The 25,968-nt window shown below is 39.5% G+C and carries 17 protein-coding genes and 2 tRNA genes; 3 read left to right on the top strand and 16 right to left on the bottom strand.

The features are described 5' to 3' along the window. Nucleotides 1-5: 5 nt before the first annotated feature. Complete coding sequence (locus ACJVDH_RS06355) at nt 6-2,438, bottom strand: glycoside hydrolase family 95 protein (protein WP_443946721.1); 2,433 nt, start codon at nt 2,436-2,438, stop codon at nt 6-8. A gap of 179 nt (nt 2,439-2,617) precedes the next feature. On the opposite strand from ACJVDH_RS06355, the gene ACJVDH_RS06350 reads away from it, so the two are divergent. Next, nucleotides 2,618-2,690, top strand: a tRNA-Lys gene (locus ACJVDH_RS06350). Nucleotides 2,691-2,823: 133 nt separating this feature from the next. On the opposite strand, the gene ACJVDH_RS06345 is transcribed toward ACJVDH_RS06350, so the two are convergent. Further along, entirely contained in the window at nt 2,824-3,042 is a 219-nt protein-coding gene (locus ACJVDH_RS06345; RefSeq protein ID WP_443946720.1) for a nucleotidyltransferase family protein, read from the bottom strand. A gap of 714 nt (nt 3,043-3,756) precedes the next feature. On the opposite strand from ACJVDH_RS06345, the gene ACJVDH_RS06340 reads away from it, so the two are divergent. Next, nucleotides 3,757-3,993 carry a hypothetical protein gene (locus ACJVDH_RS06340; protein WP_443946719.1) on the top strand — a complete coding sequence of 79 codons (237 nt, stop codon included), beginning with the start codon at nt 3,757-3,759 and terminating at the stop codon, nt 3,991-3,993. A 55-nt stretch (nt 3,994-4,048) separates the two neighbouring features. Here the strand turns inward: ACJVDH_RS06340 and ACJVDH_RS06335 are convergent, their stop codons facing one another. The 3 genes from ACJVDH_RS06335 to ACJVDH_RS06325 all read right to left on the bottom strand — a co-directional run bounded on the left by ACJVDH_RS06335 (nt 4,049) and on the right by ACJVDH_RS06325 (nt 8,979). Continuing rightward, entirely contained in the window at nt 4,049-6,496 is a 2,448-nt protein-coding gene (locus ACJVDH_RS06335) for an outer membrane beta-barrel protein (protein ID WP_443946718.1), read from the bottom strand. 140 nt (nt 6,497-6,636) lie between these two features. Beyond that, nucleotides 6,637-8,559, bottom strand: a complete 1,923-nt coding sequence (locus tag ACJVDH_RS06330; RefSeq protein WP_443946717.1) for a M56 family metallopeptidase — start codon at nt 8,557-8,559, stop codon at nt 6,637-6,639. 30 nt (nt 8,560-8,589) lie between these two features. Next, on the bottom strand, nt 8,590-8,979 hold the full coding sequence (locus ACJVDH_RS06325; RefSeq protein ID WP_443946716.1) for a BlaI/MecI/CopY family transcriptional regulator: 390 nt from the start codon (nt 8,977-8,979) through the stop codon (nt 8,590-8,592). Nucleotides 8,980-9,407: 428 nt separating this feature from the next. On the opposite strand from ACJVDH_RS06325, the gene ACJVDH_RS06320 reads away from it, so the two are divergent. After that, nucleotides 9,408-11,423: a BCCT family transporter gene (locus tag ACJVDH_RS06320; RefSeq protein WP_443946715.1), complete on the top strand. Its 2,016-nt coding sequence runs from the start codon at nt 9,408-9,410 to the stop codon at nt 11,421-11,423. A 213-nt stretch (nt 11,424-11,636) separates the two neighbouring features. Here ACJVDH_RS06320 and ACJVDH_RS06315 read toward each other — a convergent pair whose 3' ends face one another. The 11 genes from ACJVDH_RS06315 to ACJVDH_RS06265 all read right to left on the bottom strand — a co-directional run bounded on the left by ACJVDH_RS06315 (nt 11,637) and on the right by ACJVDH_RS06265 (nt 25,941). Beyond that, nucleotides 11,637-12,716 carry an acyltransferase family protein gene (locus ACJVDH_RS06315; RefSeq protein WP_443946714.1) on the bottom strand — a complete coding sequence of 360 codons (1,080 nt, stop codon included), beginning with the start codon at nt 12,714-12,716 and terminating at the stop codon, nt 11,637-11,639. A gap of 130 nt (nt 12,717-12,846) precedes the next feature. Next, nucleotides 12,847-15,036 (bottom strand): ATP-binding protein, encoded by a 2,190-nt coding sequence (locus tag ACJVDH_RS06310; RefSeq protein ID WP_443946713.1) that lies wholly within the window; start codon nt 15,034-15,036, stop codon nt 12,847-12,849. A gap of 192 nt (nt 15,037-15,228) precedes the next feature. Next, on the bottom strand, nt 15,229-18,936 hold the full coding sequence (locus tag ACJVDH_RS06305; RefSeq protein ID WP_443946712.1) for an ATP-binding protein: 3,708 nt from the start codon (nt 18,934-18,936) through the stop codon (nt 15,229-15,231). A 275-nt stretch (nt 18,937-19,211) separates the two neighbouring features. Then, nucleotides 19,212-19,445 (bottom strand): hypothetical protein, encoded by a 234-nt coding sequence (locus ACJVDH_RS06300; protein ID WP_443946711.1) that lies wholly within the window; start codon nt 19,443-19,445, stop codon nt 19,212-19,214. Nucleotides 19,446-19,702: 257 nt separating this feature from the next. After that, nucleotides 19,703-20,332 (bottom strand): TetR/AcrR family transcriptional regulator, encoded by a 630-nt coding sequence (locus tag ACJVDH_RS06295; RefSeq protein WP_443946710.1) that lies wholly within the window; start codon nt 20,330-20,332, stop codon nt 19,703-19,705. Between the two features lie 375 nt (nt 20,333-20,707). Continuing rightward, a complete protein-coding gene (locus ACJVDH_RS06290; RefSeq protein ID WP_443946709.1) occupies nt 20,708-21,763 on the bottom strand; it encodes a ligand-binding sensor domain-containing protein in 1,056 nt (351 codons plus the stop codon). A 342-nt stretch (nt 21,764-22,105) separates the two neighbouring features. Beyond that, nucleotides 22,106-22,185 (bottom strand) — tRNA-Leu (locus ACJVDH_RS06285). A gap of 205 nt (nt 22,186-22,390) precedes the next feature. Next, complete coding sequence (locus ACJVDH_RS06280) at nt 22,391-22,792, bottom strand: DUF1634 domain-containing protein (protein WP_443946708.1); 402 nt, start codon at nt 22,790-22,792, stop codon at nt 22,391-22,393. A gap of 11 nt (nt 22,793-22,803) precedes the next feature. Continuing rightward, nucleotides 22,804-23,637 carry a sulfite exporter TauE/SafE family protein gene (locus ACJVDH_RS06275; RefSeq protein ID WP_443946707.1) on the bottom strand — a complete coding sequence of 278 codons (834 nt, stop codon included), beginning with the start codon at nt 23,635-23,637 and terminating at the stop codon, nt 22,804-22,806. A gap of 10 nt (nt 23,638-23,647) precedes the next feature. Continuing rightward, nucleotides 23,648-24,298: a FadR/GntR family transcriptional regulator gene (locus ACJVDH_RS06270; RefSeq protein WP_443946706.1), complete on the bottom strand. Its 651-nt coding sequence runs from the start codon at nt 24,296-24,298 to the stop codon at nt 23,648-23,650. 209 nt (nt 24,299-24,507) lie between these two features. Continuing rightward, nucleotides 24,508-25,941, bottom strand: a complete 1,434-nt coding sequence (locus tag ACJVDH_RS06265) for an ATP-dependent DNA helicase (RefSeq protein ID WP_443946705.1) — start codon at nt 25,939-25,941, stop codon at nt 24,508-24,510. Nucleotides 25,942-25,968 lie beyond the last annotated feature (27 nt).

Genomic DNA, 25,968 nt, shown 5'->3' with positions numbered 1-25,968 from the left:
TTCTTTTACCTAACGGAATATATCTGATTCTTTTCGGCTTTAAATTTAATAATCTTTCTGACTGACGATGTCTTTACGACTATCTTCTGCGCGGTATTTACAATTTTTTTACCTTCGGGCAAATCTATGGTACACCAAGCAGTACGCTCTTTATTGCAAATTTTAGCGGCAATGAGTTTCCCATCACGCCAATCCATATCCACTTCAAAAGCGCCGCGCGCTTTCATACCTTTAACATTTCCATTTTTCCAATCGGCGTCATTTGGCAAAGCCGGCAGCATGCGAATTACATTGTCTTTTCCATGACTTTGAAGCAGCATTTCTGCAATACCTGCGGTACCACCAAAGTTGCCATCAATCTGAAATGGCGGATGTGCACAAAAAAGATTCGGATAAGTTCCACCGCCGTTGCTCATGTTCATTTCGCTGGAAATTACGGGTTTCAGCAATTGTTTAAGCAATAGCAGGGCATGATCTCCATCGCCCAAACGCGCCCAAAAGTTAATTTTCCAGGCTTTACTCCATCCTGTTCCGTCATCACCACGTTGTCTCAGGGTTTCTTTTGCAGCATCAGCCATTTCTTTAGTTTCCCAGGGATTAATTTCTGCCGCCGGATACAAGCCGAACAAATGCGAAACATGTCTGTGTTTCGGTTCCGCATCATCCCAATCTTCCAGCCATTCGTTAATATCGCCATGTTTTCCTATCTGGTTTGGTGCCAGTTTCGGAATAATCTCACTCAATTTCTTACGCCAGGCTTCATCTACATTTAGCAATGCCGATGCGGCAACAGATGCATTAAAAATAGAACGGCAAATCTGCATATCTATAGTCGGGCCCATTGCTGTTTGTCCTTCAAAACCATTTGGCATGATGTAAGTATTTTCTGGCGAATTGGATGGCGCAGTTACCAGCCATTTGTGTTTAGGTTCTTCAATTAAGATCGATTGCAAAAATTGCGCAGCACCTTTAAGCACCGGGTAATATTGTTTTAAAAAAGCTTTATCTTGTGTAAACTGGTAGTGTTCCCAAATGTGCGTGCAAAGCCATGCACCGCCCATCAGGTTTGATCCCCATGAAGCTTCTTCGCCAGGCGATGTGTACATCCAGGGATTACTGATGACGTGACTTACCCAACCTTCGGCTCCATAATAGGCTTTCGCTGTCTTTTCGCCATTACCAACCATACCCTTAGTATACTGAAAAAACGGTTGCGCCAACGGCGATAGATTGGTTACATCTACCGGCCAGTAATTCATTTGTAGATTAATATCCAGATGGTAATCGCCATTCCACGGCGCCTGGTATTCTGTTGCCCACAAACCCTGCAAGTTGGCTGGCATTAAACCGGGCCGCGAGGAAGAAATCAAAAGATACCGCCCGAAATTGAAATAAAGTACAGGCAAAGCCGGATCGCTCTCGCCAGAATAATATTTTTGAAGCCGGTTTACGGTACTCAGTATGTTCTGCTGCGCCGCGCCAAGCGTTAATGTACACGCTTTGAAATATGGTTGATATTTTGCCAAATGTGCAGCATAGGCCGATGGTTCTGTCACTTTAGCGGCGCGCGCTATTTTTTCTGTTGCCGCAGCCAGTACATTGCGATTGCTTAGTGCAGCTGTATGCACATCGTAGTTGGTTTCGGTGTCGAGAATAATGTCGCAAGTTGTGGCGTTTGTGATGATGAGTTCAGCGCCTGAAATTTGGACGGTTCCGTCGGTAACTCTTGGAAGGACGATTGTTGCGAACCGCATTCCGCGGTCTTTCCCGGAAGGAAGCTGACCTTGCATTACCAACGTATTCCCGCTGACTTTCACCACTGCATTTTCTTTTCGGAACAAGGAAAGTCTGAAATTCAAACCTCCTTTTTTGTTGCTTTTTAAAGAAATTCTGGCAACGTCCTGGGCAAAATCAGTATAAACTTTTTCTGTAATTTGTTGTGTACCGCGTGTATACGTTGTTGTTGCTGTTGCGGTTTCGAGATCGAGAATACGGCTATAGCCAGAAACTTTTTGCTGTGCGTCTTGCCAGTGTATAAACAAATCGCCAACGGTTTGGTAAGATCCGTATTTGCTATTTGCGCCGGCACCATGCCCGGAGCCATCATCTTTAGAAATGAAATGTTTACCCAGCAGATTCTGCGCATCTTTATTTTTGCCGGCAAGCAACAAATCTTGTATAGGTTTTAAATAAAGAAAAGCGCTGTCGCGATTTGCATCTTGTGCCCCACCAGACCACAATGTAATTTCGTTAAGGGCAAAACGTTCGGTATCGGTTTCGCCAAAAACCATCAGCCCCAAACGGCCATTACCTAATGGCAGAGATTCTTCAAAACGACTGGCTGGCTGCGTAAATTTTAAGGTTGTTGCTGCATTTTGCGCCTGGCAAATGCCCGACATTGCAACACACGAAAGGAATAAGGTTAAGGTTTTGTTCATGGGTTAGAAAATAGCCTCGCTAAAATATCAATTTAATCCTTAAAAAGGTATGCCATCAATTAATCAATCTATAAATCAATGTGCTAGCATATTTGACTATTTTTTATTTGCAGGAAACCCTCCTAAATCCTATATTTGCACCACTTTAAAGGAAACGGTTAACGTTTTAATTAAAGGATGATTCCGTAGCTCAGCTGGTAGAGCATTACACTTTTAATGTAGTGGTCCTGGGTTCGAATCCCAGCGGGATCACAGAAGCCTCACAGAGATGTGGGGCTTTTTACGTAAAAAGCTGAATTTCATGTTATGGGATCGAGCGGAAAAAATCCATTTCAACCATCAAGAATAAATAACGTCTCGTCAAATATGTTTTAACAATTCGATATTAGAAAGATACATTTTCAGCTTGTTTCAAAATATGTGGGCTAAGATATTTGCTAAGCGATTCTGGGGTGACCACCTCAACTCTTCTGCCTAAAAGATCCTCAAGAAACAATGACAATTCCATAAAATTATCATAACTCTTCTGTTGTGGGGCAAACTCAACTAATAGGTCTACATCACTATCAGCAAGCAGCTTGTCAGTCATAAAAGAACCAAACAAACTTAAATTTTAAACGCCGTAAGACCTTTACTTTTGTCCATTCGCTTTAAGTAGTGACAATAATGAACGTTTATCTTTTACCGCCGTGTGCATAACCAAAGATAATTAAATTTTTAAGCCAAATAAAACTGTTACACTGATCTTCAATTCAACCCTCAAATATGGGATTTATTTTTATACACCATTTTACAGACATTATACTTTGATCAAAATTCCAAATTTAATATAAACGAGAAAATTGCGGTGCAAATCAAACTGAGCAACTCAACATATCACAACATTATGATTTAATATAGCTAATTTCACAAAGCCTAAAGCAAATGAATGCATTCTTAATGGTTGCAAGCATATGCATTGTATTTTTTTTATAAACCACAGAAAATCAAATATTCAGGTTATGTATTCTGAAAATCAAAAGCCAGGTTAGAAAAGTTAATAAATGAAAGGCGTAAGCTGGTAGAAAGTGATGAAACCGGGGTTACAAAAAAGGAAATCTGTTTGTTTCTAGAAAGCTTAAATCTATCGCCGTTTGTACTTGCCTTGTTTGATGAAACAGATCATTTGCAAAAACATGGTTTTTATGATTACTTGACTCCTCCTTACACAATTATTAATTCTACAAAAGCAGAGCAAAACAAATTTGAAATAGACCGGCATATTCCTTTGTTTGAAACCATGTAGGATTTTTCAGAAGTACTTGCTTATGATCAGGTTTTGAAGGGATTTATCCGATGTTCTCCTGAAAGTGGCAATCCACTGCAAAACGACCATGTATTAACGTGGGATGGGATTTTTGTAAAGCAAATTCTAACCTGGTATGAAGATGAAAAAGCCGGCGAGAAAATTCTCAAAATATGCACATTGCTCGGTTTCAAACATGGCGAAAAAATTCTGAACAGCATTTACAATGTATTAGAAGAGGATTACAGTATGTTGCAGATTTCGGAATAGGAGGCAAAAATCCTTTCCGAAATCGATGGCCGAATCAAATCATAATCTCTTAATTTCAATTTTTGACCCTATTTTTTTCTTCATCTGCACCAGAAGAATTGTGCTTATCTGGTGTCATAAATGACTTCCCAAAACGATAACTGTAACTCAATATAAATGCTCTTGAATCGTTTCGGTTGCGCCAGCCGGCTTCTGTATTTGCCAGATTATTGATTGTTCCAATAACTACTCGATCTCTGAAAATATCACTTGCTGAAAGTTTTAGTGTACTTTTTGCCGATAGCTTCTTCTGCACAGCTGCATTAAATTCATGTACAGAACCAATCAGGAATTGAACGCTGGAGAATTTAGATTGGTAACGCATCCCGACTTCGCCATTCCATGAAGAATTAAATCTGACTTGGAGTGTTGGATTTAACCGAAAGTAGCTCCCCTTTGTAACCAAAAACCCAGTGTAAAAATCCGTTTCAGATAGTGTTTTGGCAAATTCCGTATACGCATTCAGCTTTAACCATTTCACTACATCCAGTTCGGCATTTACCGAAATGCTGGCAATTTTCGTTCTACCGATGTTTGCAGGTCGGCTGTAATACGTGCCATCTACAATTTCTATGGTCTCATTTACATCATCCTTTACCCAACTGTAACTTAAACTTGTAGTAATCTTGCTTTTAAATGTATGATTCAGTTCCAAACTCTGGGTAAAAGACGGTTTTAAAAAAGGGTTTCCTACGTAATACGTAAATTTATCCAATGGAGAAAAAAAGGGATTCAGATCCTGATAATATGGCCGGTCTATTCTTTTGCCATAGTTTAATCCTAACTCATGATTACCGGCAGTATCCAGCTTGTAAGAAAAATAAAGCGTTGGAAAAAGATTGGCGTAATCCCGTTTAAAACTTGAATCGGCTTTGATCAAGTTGCCGAGCTGATGCCCGTTTGACACCGTATTTTCGAACCTCAGTCCTGCTTGCACCGAGAATCGTTTTCCATCTCGTGAAATATTCAGATACGCAGCGCTGATGTTTTCCTGGTACAGAAAATGATTGCTTTTTTCATAATCGATATGGGTCGTATTATTGGTGATAATACTGTAATCGGCAATGTTATCTGTAGTTGTATACGCAAATTTGGCACCGGCATCAAGTATCCAGTTGTTATTTAATGGGCGCGAATAATCGGTTTTGGCTGTATAAATATTGATATTTGATGGCAGTCGACCAACAAGCACATCCTGAGATTTTAAAACCTGATTTGGCAAATAACTATAGTTATAATACGACTGATCCGTTTCATTTCGATAGGTAATGTAATCGGCATCAAAGGTGATTTCTTCACCTGTTTTGCCGAATTTATGACGAACATTCAGATTTACTCCTCCATTTCTGTATCGAATACGATCAATATTTTCTGCGCGGATAACCGAATCAAGCTCCATATTGGCGTTTGATAAATTACTGGTGTTTGCATTTACCTGAGAAGAGGTACGATTCATTCCGTTAAGCACCAAACCAAAAGTTGTTTTGTCTGAAGCGTAAAAATCCAAACCCGTTTTTAGGTTGAAGGTATTGCCTTGACGACGAAAATAAGAGTTCTGATTAAAATAGGATTTAGCGCTACCATCTTCATTTTTATATTTTCGGTTAAGGTCCAAATCCGTAAAACTATTGTTCAGATTGTAGCTAAATAAACCAAAAATATTTACTTTATTTTTTCGGTAATTAAAGTTAAAGCTGTTGTTAGAACGGCTAAGCTGCCCCTGATTGAGACTTAGATTTACGCCTCCGTTAAACCCTGCAATTTTTGTTTTTTTTGTTTTAATGTTGATTACACCTCCATTTCCGGCAGTATCGTATTTCGCTGGCGGATTGGTCATCAATTCAATCTGATCAAGAGCAGATGAAGGCAATGAGCGAAGATAATTTTCTAAATCTGCGCCCGATAAATAGGTTGGTTTATCATCAATAAATATACTTACACCATTTTTTCCCTTCAAAGAAATCGCGCCATTCTGATCAATATTTACACCAGGCGATTTACTTAATACATCAAAAGCTGTGGTACCTGCGTTAGCAATCAGTGCATCTACATTTACAACAGTACGATCGATTTTATGCGTTACAAATGCTTTTTGTCCGCTTATATTCAGTTCTGTCAGCATAGTAGCAGCCCTGTTAAGTTTGATATTCAAAAGATCAATTTCCTGGTTTTCATCATTCAGCAAAAGCAAAGCAGTTTGATGAATTTCCCAACCAACAGCAGTAAGTTTAATTTGGTATTGACCGCTAATCAATTGATCAAACAGAAATGTACCGTCTGAACCTGCAAGTGCCGATTTAAGGACAAGAGAATCTTTCAAAAGTACGACTGTAGCCATTTCTACGGGTCGATTCGTCTCATCTACAACACGCCCTTTTATTTTATGGCTGGGCAATGTTTGTTGCGCAAAAGTTTGGGCAATACTTATCCATACAGCTAAAAAAGCTATAATTTTAAATTTCATGATGCGTTAAATTACTTCTGGCTTTTAGATGAGCCAGAATGCTGGTTGATTAGAAAAAATTATGGGAAAGTTGCCCGTTGCTTCCTTGAAAATGTCAACAGGCGACCAAATCATTCTGAAATTAGGTATATCGCAATTGATTAATTGCCTGAAGATTTTTCGACCAGATAATTGTACATTAGGGAATGGCTCTCGCTTTTTAGATATTTATCTTTATATTTTTTCTGAACAGCCGGGCTTTGTTTCACACCATTTACGATAAGTTCATTTTTATTTAGTTTGTAAGATAAATTATTGGTATTGCTGATTATACGATCTGCCATTAACTCTTTATTGATGGCATTTGTATAATCTTTTCCATCGCCATCGGTTACACTTTTAGAAGTTACAACACGTTCTGTGTTGGTTTTGGTAACTGACCTGCCCGGTACAGGCGGTGCTGGTGGAGCTGCAGGAGCTATATCTTTAATTGCAGCTGGCGGAGTTGGAGGAGTTGGAGGCAAAGGTGTTCTTGCTACCCGTGCCGGTTTGGGAGGATTTGGCGCTTGAGGAAGGTTATTTCCATTTTCTTGCGCCCATTTCCGATTTTGTTCAGCAATTTTCTTGTCTTGTGCAGCAATTCTTCTATCCTGTTCGGCAACTCTTCTATCCTGTTCAGTAGCTTTTCGGTCTTCCTCTGCAGCTTTCTTATCCGCTTCGGCGCGTTTTTTATCTTCTTCTTTCAATTGTCGATCAAGAGCTGCCCTTCTGGCATCGGCGATAGCCAGTTTAATTCTATCAGCAGTTTCCTCATGCTGTGGACTGCCATCATAAACAGATTTTTTAGCTTCATTTTCAATCCGCTTTGCTTCTGCACTATCCTGACGGATTTCCGTTTCGCCGAAACTTTTCTCTCCCGTTCCAATGGTTTTCTTATCAGAAGGTTTCTTTGTTGTTGCCGCCTTTTTTAGCGTATCCTGCTGTACAAAACTTGATGTAGTTACAGATTTGGTTGTTGTAATATTCGTGTATGCGACACTTTTAAAAGCCGCAGAGCAAATCACCATAGATACTAAAGCTATGGTTAATATCGTTTTTTCCATTTTGTTTAAGGTTGAATTGGTGTTTAATAACATTCTGCTTACTCTTTGCAGCAAGCTTCCGTTTTTGCCAGTTATGCCCATTGCATAAGCAGGTGCACCTTGCTTAAACTCTTGACAAAAAATTAAGGCTTTAACGTAATTTTTACGATCGTTCACACATGCAATGGCCAAATCATCACAACAATGCTCACGTTCGTTTTTAATCAGTTGAGATACCCACAATACCGCCGGGTTAAAGAAGAAGACAATTTCAATAAAGCTTTGCAATAGGTTTACCAAATAATCACGTCGCTTAATATGGGCCAGTTCATGTGACAATATGGCTTCTACTTCTGCGCTTGATAAACCATTTAATAAACCCAAAGGAATTAAAATTATGGGTTTTAAGTGCCCCACCACCAATGGAACTTTCGCTATTCCAGATTGTAAAAGGGTTACTTGCTGACTTATAGCCAACTTGACAGTCAGTTTTTTCAAATGCTCATCCCAGATTTTCCCTGCCGCATAGGTTTGATTGTTGCGTAAAAAAAATACACCATTTAAACCAACCGCCAGCTGTATACCTTTTACACAAATAACGAGAAACCACATCAGTACAATTTGAAATGTGTAGGTATTCCAGATACTTGAAAACTGATTTAATCCGGTTAGCAAGCTATGTTTAGCCGATTGTGTTGCAGAATAACCATCTGTAGCGCTGAGTAAATTAATTTTAACCTCATTTACCGGTTTTGTGTACGACGCAAAAACTTGTTGCGGTTTAAATTCAATGTAAAAGGTAAATGCAATTGCAACAACAAATAAAAGCAAAGCCGTGGTTAAAAAGTTATATCTGATTCTGGCCGAAGTTCTTCTTGTTGCAAACATTACAACTGCGCAAAGCAATGCCAAAACAATGCCTTGCCATAACGAATGAAATAAGGTAGCGCCGAGTGCATGAAGCCAATTTTCAGGCAAAAGATTAATACGTTTAAATTCCATTTTGAGGTCCTTTAGAATTAGTGAACTGAATTATTCCATGCTATCCAATAGCCGCTTAATCTCTTCAATTTCTGCTTTAGAGGTCTTTTCATTCCCCAACAATTGCATCATCAGGTGCGATGCTGATCCTTTATACAATGTTTTCACAAACCGATCCAGCAATTGCACTTTAGTTTTCTCTTCTGCTTCAACAGGAATATAAATGTGCTTCATTTGGCTTTCATCACGTTTTAAAATTCCTTTTTCCGTTAAAATCTGCATCTGCTTTAAGGTTGATGTATAATTAATTTCCCGGTTTTCATTTAATTTATCGTTCACAAAACGTACTGTAGACGGGCCAAACTCCCAAAGTACCTGCAGAATTTCTAATTCGGCTTTGGTAGGTTCAGGTAAATTATGCTCAACTTGATCATTCTTCATAACCAAAGGTACGATTAATTTCGTACGATGCAAATATTATCTCAGTATCAATATGTTTATTATTTATTTTATTGATAAACAATCTGTTACAATATAAAATATATTCTAAAATCGAGATTGAAAATATAAATATCCTAAAACCAACAGTTCAGACTTCTAGTCATGGACGCAAGCAAAAATGATCGAAATGAGCGTTGAAAGGATTTTTTGTACTTTTGTGCCCATCATATTAATAAAAGGGGTCAATTCCATAAAGCTGAAAAGTCATTAATCATAGCTCAAGACCAGATCTGGCAAACCGAATCTATTTCAACATGTTTTCTGATAGCAAAGAATTGATGTAAGATCTAAGCTTGTGAAATCTATATATTTCTCCCTTATTACAAATCCGGTAAGATTCTTGTATATCTTACAACAAATCATAATTTATGAATAAAATTCAACAAAACTATAGAGGCACTACTTTCAAACCCGGAATAATTTTGCCCAGCTTATTTTTTATTATATCAGTTACATTGCTGTCTTCATTCTTTCCCTCTCAAACCGGCAACTTATTGGAGATGGTAAAAACCTGGATCTTCGTCAATTTAAACTGGGTATACGTATGGGTAGTTACTATTTTTGTAATTTTCCTTTTGGCACTCACTTTCAGTAAATACGGATCGATACGACTAGGCGATGATAATGAGAAACCCGAACATTCTTTTTTTTCATGGGTTTCTATGCTTTTTGCGGCTGGAATGGGCATTGGACTGATGTATTTTGGTGTTGCAGAGCCTATGTCACATTATACAGAAAAGGCTTTTAGTGGTATGGATCAGATTCAGCGATCTAAAAATGCGCAGTTGTATACGTTTTTTCATTGGGGCATACATGCCTGGGCAATTTATGGTATTGTAGGACTTTCTTTAGCATATTTTACCTTCCGGTTTAAGCTGCCATTGTCGCTTCGAAGCTGTTTGTATCCTATTTTAAAAAACAAAATCGACGGGCCTGCTGGAGATGCAATAGATACATTTGCATTGTGCAGCACATTCTTTGGAATTACCACAACACTTGGGTTCGGTGTAGTTCAATTAAACGCCGGACTGGTAGAGTTAGGCCTGATGAACCAGACGGGATTTTGGCAGCAGGCAATTATTGTATTTATCATCATGGTCATTTCTGTATTATCTGCAACCTCAGGTGTCAATAAAGGTGTAAAGTATCTGAGTCAGCTGAATATTTTTGCAGCCATTATTCTCATGATTTTTATTTTAATTCTTGGTCCGACGGTATTTTTATTAGGTTCCTTTTCAGAGGGAATCGGGAACTATCTTTCGCAATTTTTTGCTATTACATTTAATACACACGCCTACGAGAAAGCGACTCAACCCTGGTTCTTTAACTGGACCATTTTGTATTGGGCATGGTGGATTTCCTGGTCTCCCTATGTTGGACTTTTCATTGCCAGAATTTCCAGAGGCAGAACGATTCGTGAATTTATTGGCGCAGTACTCATTATTCCAACTTTCTTTAATTTTATCTGGATGAGCGTATTTGGCAACAGTGCAACATGGCTCGATCGTACGAGAAATGGTGTATTAAGCCGGATTGTTGAAAATGCGGATAAAATGCTTTTTGAATTTCTGGATCAATTTCCACTGTATGAAGTAACCAGTATACTGGCTATATTTATCATCTTCATATTTTTTATTACATCTGCAGATTCAGGGATATTCGTAATGGACAATATCGCCTCTAATAATGCTAAAAATTCTCCCAAGTGGCAACTAATCTGCTGGGGAGTAATGCTAGGTGTAGTTTCTTTGATTTTACTGAATGCCGGAGGATTACAATCTCTACAAACAATGACCCTGATTACCGCTTTACCCTTTTCAATAATCATGTGTATGTTTTGCTATAGCCTCATCGCGGGTTTACGCATAGATTACAATTATTATAAAAAAGATTATTCCCCTGCTGCAAGCAACTGGTCTGGAGAGTTTTGGAGGGAACGACTGCATCACGTCTTGTCTTTCAAAAACAAAGAATCTGTGAACAACTTTATCAATGAAACCGCTAAACCTGCTCTTGAGGAGCTTGCCGAGGCTTTTCAGGAAAAGAAGATTGCGGCTACGGTTTCCATTTTAGATAACCCCTATGCGGTAGAATTGACAATTAAACACAAAATCATCGAAGATTTCAAATACGGTGTAAGAACCCAATCAAAAGACATCTCAGAATATCTTGTTAACGAAACAAACATCCCGGGAATCCGGAAAAATAAAACTTTTGTACCCCTTACCTATTTTGGTGATAACCGGCCTGGGTATAATATTGAATATTTTACACAAAAAGAGATCATCGCCGACACGTTAAAACAGTATGAACGATTTATCGAACTTTCTTCTGATGCTAAAAACGAAATGTTTTTAGGTAACACATTAAAAGATATTCTATAGAAGGTGAAGTAGTTTAATTGGTTCATAACATTAACCGAAGGGCTGCGCATGATCTAATGTTGCCCCTTATGTAACTATTTATTGAAATCATCAAGAAGCTCCGGAAGCGTCTTGGTGATTTTTCAACAATATGCCTTTTCTCCTTTTCAAATTCATAAATCAGCATTGCCTGAGCTGTTTATCTTCAGGCAACTCCCTTTAACCTACAAAAAATCAAATCCATTTTGCTTTAAGGTATTTGCGAATTGGCCGATCCAGTAAAACCAGTATCGCGTAAGCAAGAACCAGCAAAAATAAACATGCAATAACTATAATGCCTATCATCTCTGATCGTTCGGGCTTATATCGTTCTACATAACTCATAAAAAGCCAAATGAAAGGATAATGAATCATGTAAAGTGGATAGGATATTTCTCCAGACCAATAACTTATGTTTTTAAACCTGGGTTTTAATGTAGCTCCGGCACCAAGTACAATTAGAAAAGGGAAATAAAAAAGCACAATTAGCGCATCTGTAAGCGCATTAGTTTTTTCTTGAAAAGGGATAAAAAATACGGTTGTGAGCAATGCTGTAAGTGGTAAAAAGCCCAATTTTGATCGGATAATCCAGTTGCTCCGGAAGAGCAGAACTCCGGCAGTAAAAGAATAAAAAACACGGAGTCCACCACCCGAAAAATTTTCTCCACCCCAGCCAACACCAAGATAGCCGGAATGAAAAGACTCATAAATGAGGGCAACAGCCGCTAAAAATAACAAACACCACATGGCCTTATAGCGTAGCCGCACCAGTACTATAGCGTACGCGAGATTCGCCAGATATTCCCAAAACAAGGACCAGGTGGGCGGATTAAGGTGAAATAGATTAAAATACCGCTCCTGAACCATCGGAAATGGAATCATTAAGCAAGAGCACACAAACATTAAAAATGAGCGGTTAGCATATTGCTGAAAGAGCTGAATAAAGGGATCAAAGGCAAAAGCCAGAAAACCGATTACTGAGCCAATAATTACCAATGGATGGAGCCGAATGAGACGTAATTTCAGAAAGGTTTTCAGGCCAATCTGTTTCAGTTTCTGATCATAAGCATAAGCAATTACAAACCCGGAAAGACAAAAGAAAAAATCTACGGCGAGGTGCGCATGTGCGATAAAACTATCGTGATAATCCGGAACGGCTATTTCCATGAAATGGTAAATAACCACAGCAATGGCCGCGAATCCGCGCATACCGTCTAAAATGGCGAAATGTGGTTTTGCTTTTAAAATTGTTCCGGTTGCTAGCGTAGTAGACATTTGGTTAGGTAATGCTTTTTTGCGCAAAGAAAAGACATCATCAAAAATCTACGGCTTTTTTATGTATCAGCTTTTCAACTTTTTCTATCAATGTTTAAGATAAAAACATAATTCACTGAAATACAAACGGTTATAAAGGAAGCGTAAACCAGAACGTGCTTCCTTTACCAATATCGCTAAAGGCACCAATTTTACCTCCATGTTTTTTGATAATTTCTGCACAGATATACAATCCAAGACCGAGGCCAGCTGTATTTCCGCTGGTTTTATTGGCCTGCCAGTAACGTTCAAAAAGATGAGGAATTTGCTCCTGCGGAATTCCGTTTCCTTGATCAGCAACAGAAATGCGGACTTGCCCATCTTCTATTTCGGTAAAAAGACGAATTTGCTTTCCTTCTGGCGCATACTTCACTGCGTTATTGATAAAGTTGGTTACTACCTGCTCAATCCGGTGTTCATCGGCAGAAATCTGCATCGGCAAGGCATCAATCAAAAGATCAAATTTACCCGCAGCACTTTCATGTAAAGCACAGTTTTTTAACAGTTCAAGCAAATCGAAAGTGTTGCGGTGCAGTTCAAGTTTTCCATCTGCCTGTTTTCCTAAATCCAGCAATTCATCTACCATTCCGCTAATTTTGCCCATACTTTTTACGGCACTTTCAATCAACTTTCCGGCTGTAGCGGGCTGTATTTTTTCTTTCAAACGTTCCAGCAGTTGCAAATTCGCTTTAAGAACAGTAATTGGGGTTTTAAGCTCATGGCTGGCTACAGAAAGAAAATCATCTTTACGTTGTTCATATAATTTCCGTTCGGTAATATCTTGTGTTACACCAACCATACGAATGGCTTTACCATCGTCATTGTAACGTGCCGTACCGTTCGCTTTTATCCAATGTTGTGTTTCATCCGGCCAGGAAATCTGATATTCAACATTGTAGAGGGTTTTGGCAGCGATAGAATTTGCCACGCTTTCTTCTACCATCTCGCGGTATTGCGGAAGAATAGCACGCATTAAATCCGGAAAATCAAATCGTTCAGAAACGTCAATCCCGAAATTTAATTTGCATTGATCACTGCATTCCATTAAGCCGGTTGCCAGATCGAGATCGTACGAACCAAGCTGTCCGGCGGTTAGCGCCAAGGATAGACGTTCATTATTTTCTTCTACTAATTTACGCGATTCTACCTGCCCGGAAACTTCACTGGCCACAACCATAATAGCTTCGGTATTGCCGTTGGTATTGATAATGGGTTTGTATACAAAGTTGAAGTAGTTTGCTTTGAGAACACCATCGCGGTTCAGTACAATTTTTTCTTCATTGCCATGGTAAGTTTCTCCGGTTTGAAAAACATCTTTAAGAATGGTTGGTAAAACCTGACCGTCCAATTCTGGCAATGCATCAAGAATCGGTTTGCCCAGTGCATCTTCATTTTTTCCCCATAGTTCAAGCATGGGTTTATTGGCCGTTTCGATATACATTTTTTCGCCCTGCAACAACGCTACTGCAATAGGTGTATCTGCAAACAGTGCCAATACCCTTTTCACATCCATAGATAGCGCAAAGTTCTCCATATTAAGTGCTGAGTTTTCTGCACTTAAAGAGGTATTCAAACCGGTAAGTTCTGTATTTGCATTTTGTATAATTGCAGAAAGTTTTTCCACCTCTCCCATTGCATATTGCAGTTGCTCATTTACAGTTTGATATTCTTCGTTTAGTGCAGCCAACTCTTCAATAGTGCTGTGATACTCTTCATTCAAACTCTCCAGTCTCTCATTCGTAACCTGAAGCTCCTCGTTAGTGGCATGGTATTCCTCATTTAAAGCGGCTAATTCTTCGTTGATTGACATGTATTCTTCATTGGATGCTGCCAAATCCTGATTTAAAAGCTCCGCTTCCTCTTCTTTCGCTCTAACTATATTCCAGGCCAGAACACGCTGCGTAACATCTGTAGCCGTATGCAGAATACAATACATTTCGCCGTTTTCACTACGGATAGCTGCATACTTAAAATCGAAATAGGAAGTAACCAGTTTGCCATCAACTTCTAATGTTGCAGCCATATCCGTTGCAGAAAAAGTTTCACCGGTTCTCCAAACGTTTTTCAAGAGTTCTGTAAAAGGCTGTCCGGCCATTTCAGGTATAGCATCTTCAAAACGCATGCCGTGTACAGATTGGTCTTTTCCCCAGATTTTAAGCATCGCCTCATTGGCCAACTGTATATTTAATGCTTCGCCCGTGTAGATAGCGGTAGCGTCATTTGAAAGCAAAAGAATGTCGAATAGTGCCTGACTATCCATTGTATCGGTGAATCTCCTCATCCTAGAATTGCCAAAATAGGCAGATTACAAAATTATGAAACCATGTATATAACTGAAAATTATGAAATGCCATTTTGCGCTTTAATAAACAACTTAAAAGAATAATAATAGTCTCTTAGATGTGAAAACGTGGATGAATAGATGATTGTTTGGTAATTAATGTCCACATTATATATAAATTATGATTATTGACTATTGCAAGGGTATTTTGAAATGAAAGACAGAGCCCAAAGTGCCATCGCTATCAACCCCAATGTGACCGTCGTGCCTGCGTACAATTTCTGCACTCAGATACAAACCGATACCAAAACCAGAAATATTTAGCGTATGCGGATTATCTACTCGGTAATAACGATCAAAAAGTTTATCACGATCTTCCGGTCTGATGCCCATACCTTCATCGGCTATGCGTACAACTGCAAATGCGGCTTCTACAAAACTGCTTACATGAATCAGCGTGCCAGTAGGTGAATATTTTATCGCATTGCTGATGAGGTTAAGTATCACGTTGCCAATTTTATCCCGATCTGCATGTACCATTATTACATCGGTTGGCTGGAGCACAATATTGTGGCTGTGGGTGCTATTTTCTGCATCGTGAATCATCTCTTCAAGAAGTGCAGAAAGCTCAAAAGTTTGTTTGTTGAGCTGAATTTTGCCAGATTCTAAGCGCGATACGTTTAAGAAACCACCAATCATGGCGCCCATTTTTTCTACCTGACTGATCATTTTGTTTAATTTCTCAATCGAAAACTGATCGTCATGATTGGACGCATGGCGATGTAGGATCTGTGTATACCCTTTTAATGATGTAAGCGGCGTTTTCAACTCATGACTTACCATTGCGATAAAATCGTCTTTGCGCTGGTTGTCTTCTTTTGATTCTGTAATATCCAGAATAGTACCAATTACGCCAATGACTTCGCCATTTTCATTCAATTCTACTTTACCGGTAGAATTTAACCATTTGAGTTTACTGCCATCCCAGGGCTGAATCATATAATCCAGACTGAAAGGTTTTTTCGTATCAACCGTTTCTAAGATAGATCGGTGGAAAGCTTCGCGATGTTCAGGAACGACGACGTCTAATGTACCATCAAAGGTCAGTTCCTGCTCTAATGGAATGCCATGAATTTTTCGGGCAATATCAGAAACAATCAAGTTTCCACTTCCCCAATCGGTGCGCCATGTACCCAAATTTGCAGCTTCCATTGCAAGTTTTAAAGTATCTGTTGCTTTTTCCAGATCGCGACGTGCCATAACCGCTTCTGTAACTTCTGCAGCTACAGCAATCATACCGATAACTTGCTGTTTTTCATTTTTACGTGCTTCTACAGTGAGATGAATGAAGCTCATTTCACTTTCTCCGCCACGGGTAATCTTTACAGGAATTTCTCCGGAAACAAAACGGTTTCCGGTTTTGAACACCTTATTCATCATCTCTTGAAAACCTTGTTCTTTCAAATCTGGAATTACATCAAAAAGTGGTTTATCAAATACTTCCTGTGCAGGAAGTCCCCAATATTGCAACATGCGCTCATTCGCCATTGAAACGATGTGGGTCGGACCACTGTAAATCGCAATTGCAACAGGTGCATCGGTAAGTAAACTACGCAATTCTTGCTCTGCGTGGCCTCTGGCCATAGAAATCTTAATTTGTGCCCGTACTTTGGTTAGCAATTCTGCTGCAGAAAAAGGTTTCACCAGATAATCATCAGCACCTGCTTCCAAACCATCTATGCGGGCTTCTTCTCCGGCACGCGCCGACAGAAAAACAACAGGCAACCTTAGAGTTAAGGGATTTGTCCGAATATTCTGGAGCATGGTTTTTCCATCCATTACCGGCATCATAATGTCACTCAGCACCAAATGTGGATCAAATTCTGTAATTTTTGAAAGTGCGATTGCGCCATTATTTGCAGTAAATACGGAAAAATAAGGCTGAAGCAGCCTTTTCAGATACTCGCGCATATCGCCATTGTCATCCACAATTAAAATACGCGTTTCTTTTGTTGGAGTAAAATCAAGCTCAGAGGCTAAACTATCTGTTTGCTCAATATAATCTTCACCTGTATCAGGCAACGAATCTTCCAGCAAACTGTTGGCTTCTTTAATAAATGCACCTTTTAATGCGGCGGAATCCGTTTCTTTCAAAGTCTCTATAACCTGAAGATCAGGCAAATGGCTTTTACCTAGCGGCACACGTATTGTAAATACACTTCCCTTACCTTCAATACTGTCTACCATAATTTCGCCACCGTGCAAACTAACCAGTTCATGAACCAATGATAAACCGATTCCGGTACCTTCATGCGTTCTGCCAGCTGTGTTTTCTACGCGATGAAAACGCTGAAACATATGCGGAAGCTCTTTTGCCGGAATGCCAACTCCGGTATCGCTTACACGTAGAACGGCAAAATTCCCATCCTGTTTTAAGCTTAAAGTAATGGTACCTTCTAGCGTATACTTAAATGCGTTGGAGAGTAAATTCAGTACAATTTTCTCCCACATTTGCCGGTCAATATACGTGGCGCCGTTCATGTTTTCGCAATCTACAATAAGCTGCATACCGGCACGCTCTATCATGGAGCGAAAACTACTTGCCAAATCTTTGCTCAACTCTGCAAGATCAAGAGGTTGATAGGCAGCTTGCGTACGCCCAGCTTCTACCCGACTATAATCCAATAAATTGTTTACGAGTTTCAGTAACCTAAGGGCATTTCTGTGCGTAGCTTCTACAGGCGCTTTAATTTCTTCAGTTAGTTTTTGTCCGCTTAAAAGATCCTCAAGCGGCCCAAGCATCAAGGTAAGCGGCGTTCTAAACTCGTGACTAACATTGCTGAAAAATGCCGTTTTTGAGCGGTCAATTTCTGCGAGTGCTTCTGCCCTTTTTTGTTCTTGCTCATAGGCAAAAACATTTGAAACAGCTGTATTATAGGTATTGGCAAGCAGATCATAAAAGCCCATATAGGTATCATCCAAAGCTCTTCTGGCGCTTACGCCCGCCACCAGAAAACCGAAAGGTTGCTCTTGGCCGGAAATATAAATAGCCATTAATACGGCAGTATGTGGTGTTTCTGGATATGGTTCGCAGCTAAACTCGCCAAAAAGGTTTTGGAGATTATCTATAACCACATGTTCTGCATTTTGCAAAGCCCTGTTAAAGGGCCATAAACTGTTGCCTTCATCACAAGAAACCTGATCGCAAGCCAATTGCGCAGCCTTAGAAATGCCAGATGCACTTAGCAAATTTGCGGTATTTGACGCCGCATTGTACTGGTAAAAAAGGGCAAAAGGCAAATCGTACAGAAATTCTGCATATTTACCTTCGGTTTCGCGTACAATCTCTTCAATACTTTTGGCTTTATTGATACATGCGCCAAGATCGCGAAGTACCTGAGTACGCCTCGCGCTCAACATCTTATCAGTGGTTTCTGTAATCGGGTGGAAAATCCCGCCAACGCCACCAGATTCATCGCGTATGGGCGCGAATGAAAAAGTCATAAAGGCTTCTTCCAGATAGCCATAACGTTGCAAAAACATTTGTTGATCTTGAATATATGTGCCTTCTCCTTGCTGTCCGCGGGTGAATTTATCCCCCACAACTTCAAGTGCAGATTCCCAGCAAACCCGGAAATTCATGCCCATAGATTGTGGATGCATGGCGCCACAAATTGGGCGGTAACTGTCATTGTAAATCTGAATGGTTTCTGGGCCCCAGGCAATTAATATCGGAAATGTTGAAGAAAGACAAAGACTTACCGAAGTACGTAAACTTTGAGGCCAGCTTTCTATTGGGCCCAAAGCGGTTTTAGACCAGTCCATCGATCTGATCAGCTTGCCCATTTCGCCTCCACCAGACAAAAACTGTTCGGTAGATCCCCCTTGTGTCGATATCATATATTGTTTGGTTTCAGATTTTAAGGCAATCTTAGTAGAATACCCAGCCAAATATAAATGTTTGCCATCAGTTAACCTATAGCACTTTCTACGTAAAAAAAGCATTTCAAGGCCTGCTAAGCCCGTTTTTCTATTAAAAGTGAGCTGCCCGGCAGAGAGCCGCAAAACTAACTGATTTCTGAGCGAACCGATTATTCAATACAGTTGTAAACAAGGCAAAAAAAAAAGGGCATCCGTACCGGACACCCTCATTATTATTAATTAGGTCAGCTCAGTTATGAATTTAAGCTATCGAAAATACCTGCTAAATTTCCGCCGATACCATTACCTAATGAAAAAGATGAACTGCTTGATTCGTCTCCGTCTTGTGTACTGTTTGAAAACGATAATAAATTACCAATATTCAACACACCACCTAAACCTCCAGTGCTGGCAGAATCGCTATTGCCAAAAAGACCACCACCATTAATTTCTTTCATTTCGTTTAAATTCAATTCTTGCATTTTCATAATATTCAAATTAAATGTTGCCTACTCTGTTATAGATTTTCAGCTTCTTCTTTACCGGAGTTAACCGTCGTTTGAATAATAAACACAATGTTCAGGCCAAGGTTCTTGATCATCAGGTATTTGCAATAGCTTAAACGAATACATTAAACAGATTAGCGCTGCTGAAGTTAAAACCATTTACTTATGCTATTGTTAATTGCGCACAGGCGCGATACAGATTACGGTAACACCAAAAACCTTTCTTTGGAGCTAGCCATTTAGACCAAATTATACGTACTGTCTATCAAAAAATTAAGTGCTTCTTTTATTTCTGTTCTTCCTTCGATGGTTTTAAGATCCAGGCCGCAAAAAGTAGCTTCGTTTGTAGTCGCATAGATGTCCAAATAGTAGATACCCGAAATCAGTAAAGCTGTAACCGCTCTGAAGCGTTTGGCTTGATGGCCAAAATGTGGATCAGTAATGTTTTCAAATAAAACGGCACCACTTTGCTCACGTTGTTCTGCAACGTTTTTAAGCGCTTTTCTATTATCCAATAATCCCCAAAGCAAAATTTTCTGTAGTTCTTTATTTTTGAACACATAATCGAATTGCTCACGCAGCATATTCTTGGTGAAAGTTTTTCCTCCGTCTCCAAAAAAAGGTTCGGCATTTTCTTCACTTACATTGCTCCAGAAATCTTTTGAGCGAATGTATTCATCAATCAACTGATCCCGCCCGCCAAAATAATTGTACATCAGCTTTTTATCCAATCCGGCTTCCTGGGCAATATCATTAACCTTCAAACCGGCAAAACCTTTATTATCAATTATTTTGCCTACAGCATTCAGAAATTTTTGCTTGCTCTGCTCTTTATTTCGCAATAAACCTTCCGGATTTTTAGCTTTCATAAACGCTTAATTTTATGGATCGAAATTTACTGAAAGATTTTCAAATAATTTATCACCATTTGGTGATATGTTTTATATTTGCAGGAGGAAAGCTGTAAGTTATTAACGGTAGTTTTCATTTAAGTTCAAAACAAACAGAATGCAACGGTAGACCTGCATTTGAAACCGGACAAACATTTCGGCTGTTTACTTCTGGTAAACGGATAAATTATTGTAGTTTTTGATACGCTCATCCCGCTCATCTGCCGGTGACAGACCTCATTTTTCTGTACGCACACAGCGAAATGTATTGGTCTGTTACCGCAGCCGGGCAATGCTTTTCAATAAACCGCAAGCGAAAAAAACGCCCTATCGTTGAAGATGCTCAGCGAGCATTTATTTCTTGTTTGTCGCCGAAGATAGAGACATCGAGTTTTCACCATCTTTCTTTCCCTTATCTTTAAAATCAGCGATATTTTTTCCATCAAATCGGTACACACCATTTAATGATCCAAACCAGATCGAACCATCATTGGCTTCCAGAATGCCGCAAAGCATTTTTTCAATCGAAAAGATTTCGGTTACATTCGGATTGTTCTGGTATAGTGAACTTGGATTGTAGCGAGAAAGTACCCAGCGTCCAACACCGTTGGGATGCAAACTGCCAATAGTCCAAAGATTTCCGCTTTTATCTTTAATCATTGAAGAGACTGCTTTATGCGTAACTTTTGTAAATGTGGTCGCGTCGTAACGCCATAGACCAACGGAAACCATTTTTTTATTTCCATTTAGCGCGTCGATTATGGTTGCCCCAAAACATACGTTTCCTTTCTGGTCTTCTACAATTGACCAAACATTGGTAAATGCTTTACCATTCTGGTTTCTTAAAACCGTAAATTTCTGACCATCGAAAAAGGACGTTTCACCATCTGTTCCAATCCACAACCTGCCACTTTTATCTTCCATAAAAGTATGGACAGCATTATGTGGCAGTCCGTTTTTAGTGGTAAAATTGCGAAAGGTTTTGCCGTCGTACCGACTAACACCTCCTCCCGTACCGAACCAAATTATACCTTTACGATCTTCATAAACCGCACTGGCTGCATTATTGACAAGGCCTTGTTTGGTGGTGAAATGCTTAAATGACTTACCATCGTAACGGTATACACCCGAATCTGTGGTAGAAATCCAAAGGTTTCCTTGGCTATCTTCCAAAATATTCCAGAACCTACGAGGGCCAATTTTACTTGTGATATTGGTAAATGATTTTCCGTTATATCGAAAAACTCCCTTCCGTGAAGCAGCAAATAGAATGTCGCCATTTCTGCTTTGAATAATATCCCGAACCATAGCGTTTGGCCTGTAAGTACTTACCGTATCTGTGTTTTCAACCGGACTTATATTGGGTGTATTTTTTTGTTGCGGATTGCAGGAACAAAAAAATATAGTCACCAAAGAAATTGTAAAAAGGAGTTTTCTACTAAAGTCTCGATTGTAAAACATATTTGATTAATGGGTTTAAGCGAAAACGATTTTGTTAATTGCCACGAGAACCTACAAACAAAAATTAGTGTTCTTTTACACATTTGTAAAAACCACACCTCAGACATTTTGTAAATTGATTCTTAAAAATTAAGCTTAAATAAATAAAATTGTATCTGCCAAACAAAATACATTACATCTAAATTTAAGAATATCATTTGTTTTGCCCGGATTTTTGATTTAAAGATTGACCAATTTTTCCTATTGATGCATAAAACAAAAAAACCTCCGATTTCTCGAAGGTTTTTTGCGTACCCAGAGCCGGAGTCGAACCGGCACGGTTTCCCACAGGTGTTTGAGACCAGCGCGTCTACCAATTCCGCCATCTGGGCATTCCTATTTGGACGGGCTGCAAATATAGAAAGCTTTAGCGCATTTGCAAAATAAAAAAGTGGATTATTTTAAAAAAACGACCTTTCTATCCAATCAAAAGCCAGAAACAACTCATTACAAAGCCAATAGCTAAATAGAATTTTTCTTCGGGTACATTGGCGCTTTTGCATAATCCGATATTAGAATTAAAACTGAAGATTTTTTTTAAATCTTTAATCCGCCGAAAGTACTGGCTAAAATAATGGCCAAAACAATTAAAGTGATGATCACATATAACCTATCGCGTTCCAGAATAAAAGCAAAAAGCGAAAATAAAATCCGCAGAATCGGTGTAATAATCAGCAAAAGAACACCAAACTGTATTATCGCCATGGCTTTAAACGTAAATAAGCCGTAAAATATACCATCAAAAGTAATGAAGCTGCTTTCCTCTCCTTTAAAAGTATGATAGTCTGGTCTGGAAAGTCCGCCGTATTGTATCAGATATAAAACTCCACCAGCTAAAACAATAAAGCTGGCCGTAAAAACGCCTATTCTGAGTAAGGTACCTACAATTTTTTCTACGTCTTTATCCTGAAGAAGATGGTCTGGAATAAGATTTTTCATATTTCTTTTGATTAAAAATTATGTTGATAACCGTTATAAATCATTTCGAGTGCAACGAACGTAATGGCGATACAGAAAATGATCCGCAGTGTAGACGGGTTAATTTTTGTCAGCAATTTGGCTCCTGTAAATGCGCCGCCAAGAACTCCCAGAACCACTGGAAAAGCAATTCCTGGGTCCATATAACCACGTTGCAGATATACTACAGCACTTGCGGCCGCAGTTACACCAATCATAAAATTGCTTGTTGTTGTACTCACTTTAAACGGAATTTTCATTGCGGTATCCATTGCCAACACTTTCAACGCGCCAGAACCAATCCCCAATAAACCAGACATCACACCAGCAACTGCCATAATAGAAAAACCACCGCCTACGTTTTTAAGCTTATATGAAACTTTTCCGGCCGGCGTAGGATAACTGCTGTCTAATTTTAGCAAAGCCGAAAGTTTACTGCCTTCTGTATTTGCTTCCTGGTTTTTCTTCCTAAGTGTCATTGCGGCAGAAAACAGCAGCACTGCACCAAATAAAATCGCAATAGTATTTGTTGGTGTGTATATTGCTATTATTGCACCTACAACGGCGCCGACTGTGGTGGCAATTTCCAGAAACATACCGAGCCTGATGTTCGTTATCCCTTCTTTGATATAAGCACTTGCTGCGCCAGAAGAATTGGCAATAGAGGCCAATAATGCGGCCCCGATGGCGTAACGAATATCAACGTGAAACACGAGCGTAAGCAATGGAATTACTACAACGCCGCCGCCCAAACCGGTTAGCGAACCAACCAATCCGGCCAAATAGGCACCCAATAAAAGGATTAGTGTAAATGTTAAAATGGACATAATATATTATTTAGTGATTGTTGTTTAAAATATTGGCGACTACAGTTAATGCTGCGCTGCTGTCTTGTTGCTCTATCGCCATGAACAATTCTTCATGCAGGTAATGACTCATTGCAAAATGGGCAATACCGGAACTGGCCCGTTTACTGAAAAAATCACGAATGATGGTGGTAAAACTCTCATATAAATCAGCGAGAACAGCATTTGCCGAGGCTTTTGCAATGCTCATATGAAATTCAATATCAGCATTGATGACCTCTTGCCGTTGGCCGGATTCTATGCCTAAACGTCTTTTCTGCAGTGCAGTCTGCATTTTTTCTAAATCGGACACTGTTCTGTGTTGGATTGCAAGTTGCACAATTTCTTTTTCGAGGATAGACCGAACGTGATTTACTTCTTCAAACTTGGAGTGTCGTAATTTTTGTTCTATCGGTTCTGCCGAAGTGGAGTTTACCAAGGTACCAAAACCTTGCTGAACGCTAAGAATGCCGCTTAAACTCAAGGATTTTATTGCTTCGCGGATGGTTGATCTGCCCACGCCATACCGCACCATTAATGCAGGTTCAGACGGAAGTTTTTCACCAACCTTAAATTTACCAAGCTGAATGTCATCGCGGATGGCCGATGATATTCGTTCAAAAAGTTTGCCTTCTGTTTTCATAATTAAAATGATGGCACAAACATACGATGTTAAAAACAAACATCAGACGTTTTTGTGTCACAGTTTTGTTTTAAGAAAGATGGAAAGCAAAAGCTTAAAGACTAAAGCTGAAAAAGGCGGAAAGTTTATCATCTATAATGATAAGCACGGCAAATGATTAAAATGTTTGTTTGCTAAGTCTTCTGCCTGCGCGCTCCGCTATGGGCTTCTTAAAAATTCTCTTCCTGCGCACTTTTTGAGAACAATTGCGGCGCAAAATTAACGAGATAAAGTTCTTCTTTGGCGCGGGTAACAGCGGTGTACAACCAGCGGAGAAAGTCCAGATCTACCATATCTTCCGTCAGGAAACCTTGATCGGCAAATACGGCATCCCATTGCCCGCCTTGTGCTTTATGGCACGTAACCGCATACGCAAATTTAATTTGCAACGCATTATAAAATGGATCCTCTTTAATGGCGAGCATTCGCTGGCGTTTATTGGCAATGTGTGCGTAGTCTTCCTGTAAACCATCAAACAACCGTTTATTCTGTTCATAAGGAAGGTTTGCCGATTCTAACGTCAAGGTATCCAACATCACCTTGCAACTGATTTGTCCGGCTGAGGGGAAATCCAAAAATTCCAGCGTTGCATCTACAAAGCGGAAACCATAACGTTCTTCTTCTCCCCTAACGCGAATAACTTTGGCCATATCACCATTGGCAATAAAGGAGGTTTCTTCGTTATCTGGCAACCAAAAGTAATTGTTGCGTACCACCATAATTTGATCACCTCCGGTAATTTCTTCTTCGCGATACAACAAACGCGAACGGATTTGCTGGTTATATACATTTGCGGATTTGTTTGAACGACAAACGACGAGCGTATTCTCCATACCGAATTTGCGGTAGGCATATTCCAATCCTTCTACCATCCGCGCGCCGGTCATATTAAAAATATCGGTATAAGATTTCGTCAGGAATTTTGGTAAAGGTTTGTCCGGGTTTTTAGAAATCTGATTGCGCAACATCGTCGCATTGGCCAGAATACCCGATTTTTTACCCTGCCGGACAACTTCTTTTAATTCTATCGAAGTAATGCCCAAATCAAACTTATCCTTCAGGTATTTCTCATTCAATGCCGGGCTTTCCAAACTGCCTACCGGCGGAAGCTGTGCGGTATCGCCAACAAACAAAAGGAAACAGTTTTTACCGTTGTAAACAAATTCGCACAAATCCATTAAGATAGATGAACCGGTATCGTTATAATCATCAGAAATCATTGAAGCTTCGTCAATGATGAACAATGTGTATTCAGAAAGGTTGGGCGCAATCTGAAACTGCATCTCCGGACTTGCCGCAGATCTTTTCCTATAAATTCTTTTATGAATAGTTAATGCTTGCCGGTTGGCGTACTGGCTCATTACTTTTGCGGCTCTTCCGGTTGGTGCCAGCAATTCACTTTTTAAGCCAAATTTAGACAATACCTTCACCAGTGCTGCAACAGAAGTGGTTTTTCCGGTACCGGCGTAACCTTTAAGCACAAAACAACGGTATTCATCATCTTGCTGAAGAAATGCTGCCATCTTTTCGCAAAACTGCAATTGTTCTTTGGTAGGCTGATGTGTATAAGCCTGGGCAATAAGTTGTGTTTTATCCGCAATCATCAAAATCCTTTTTCACTGTACAGCGCT

The sequence above is a fragment of the Pedobacter terrestris genome, from assembly GCF_052343045.1.
Classification (GTDB): domain Bacteria; phylum Bacteroidota; class Bacteroidia; order Sphingobacteriales; family Sphingobacteriaceae; genus Pedobacter.
This window is presented reverse-complemented; position numbering and strand designations above follow the sequence as displayed.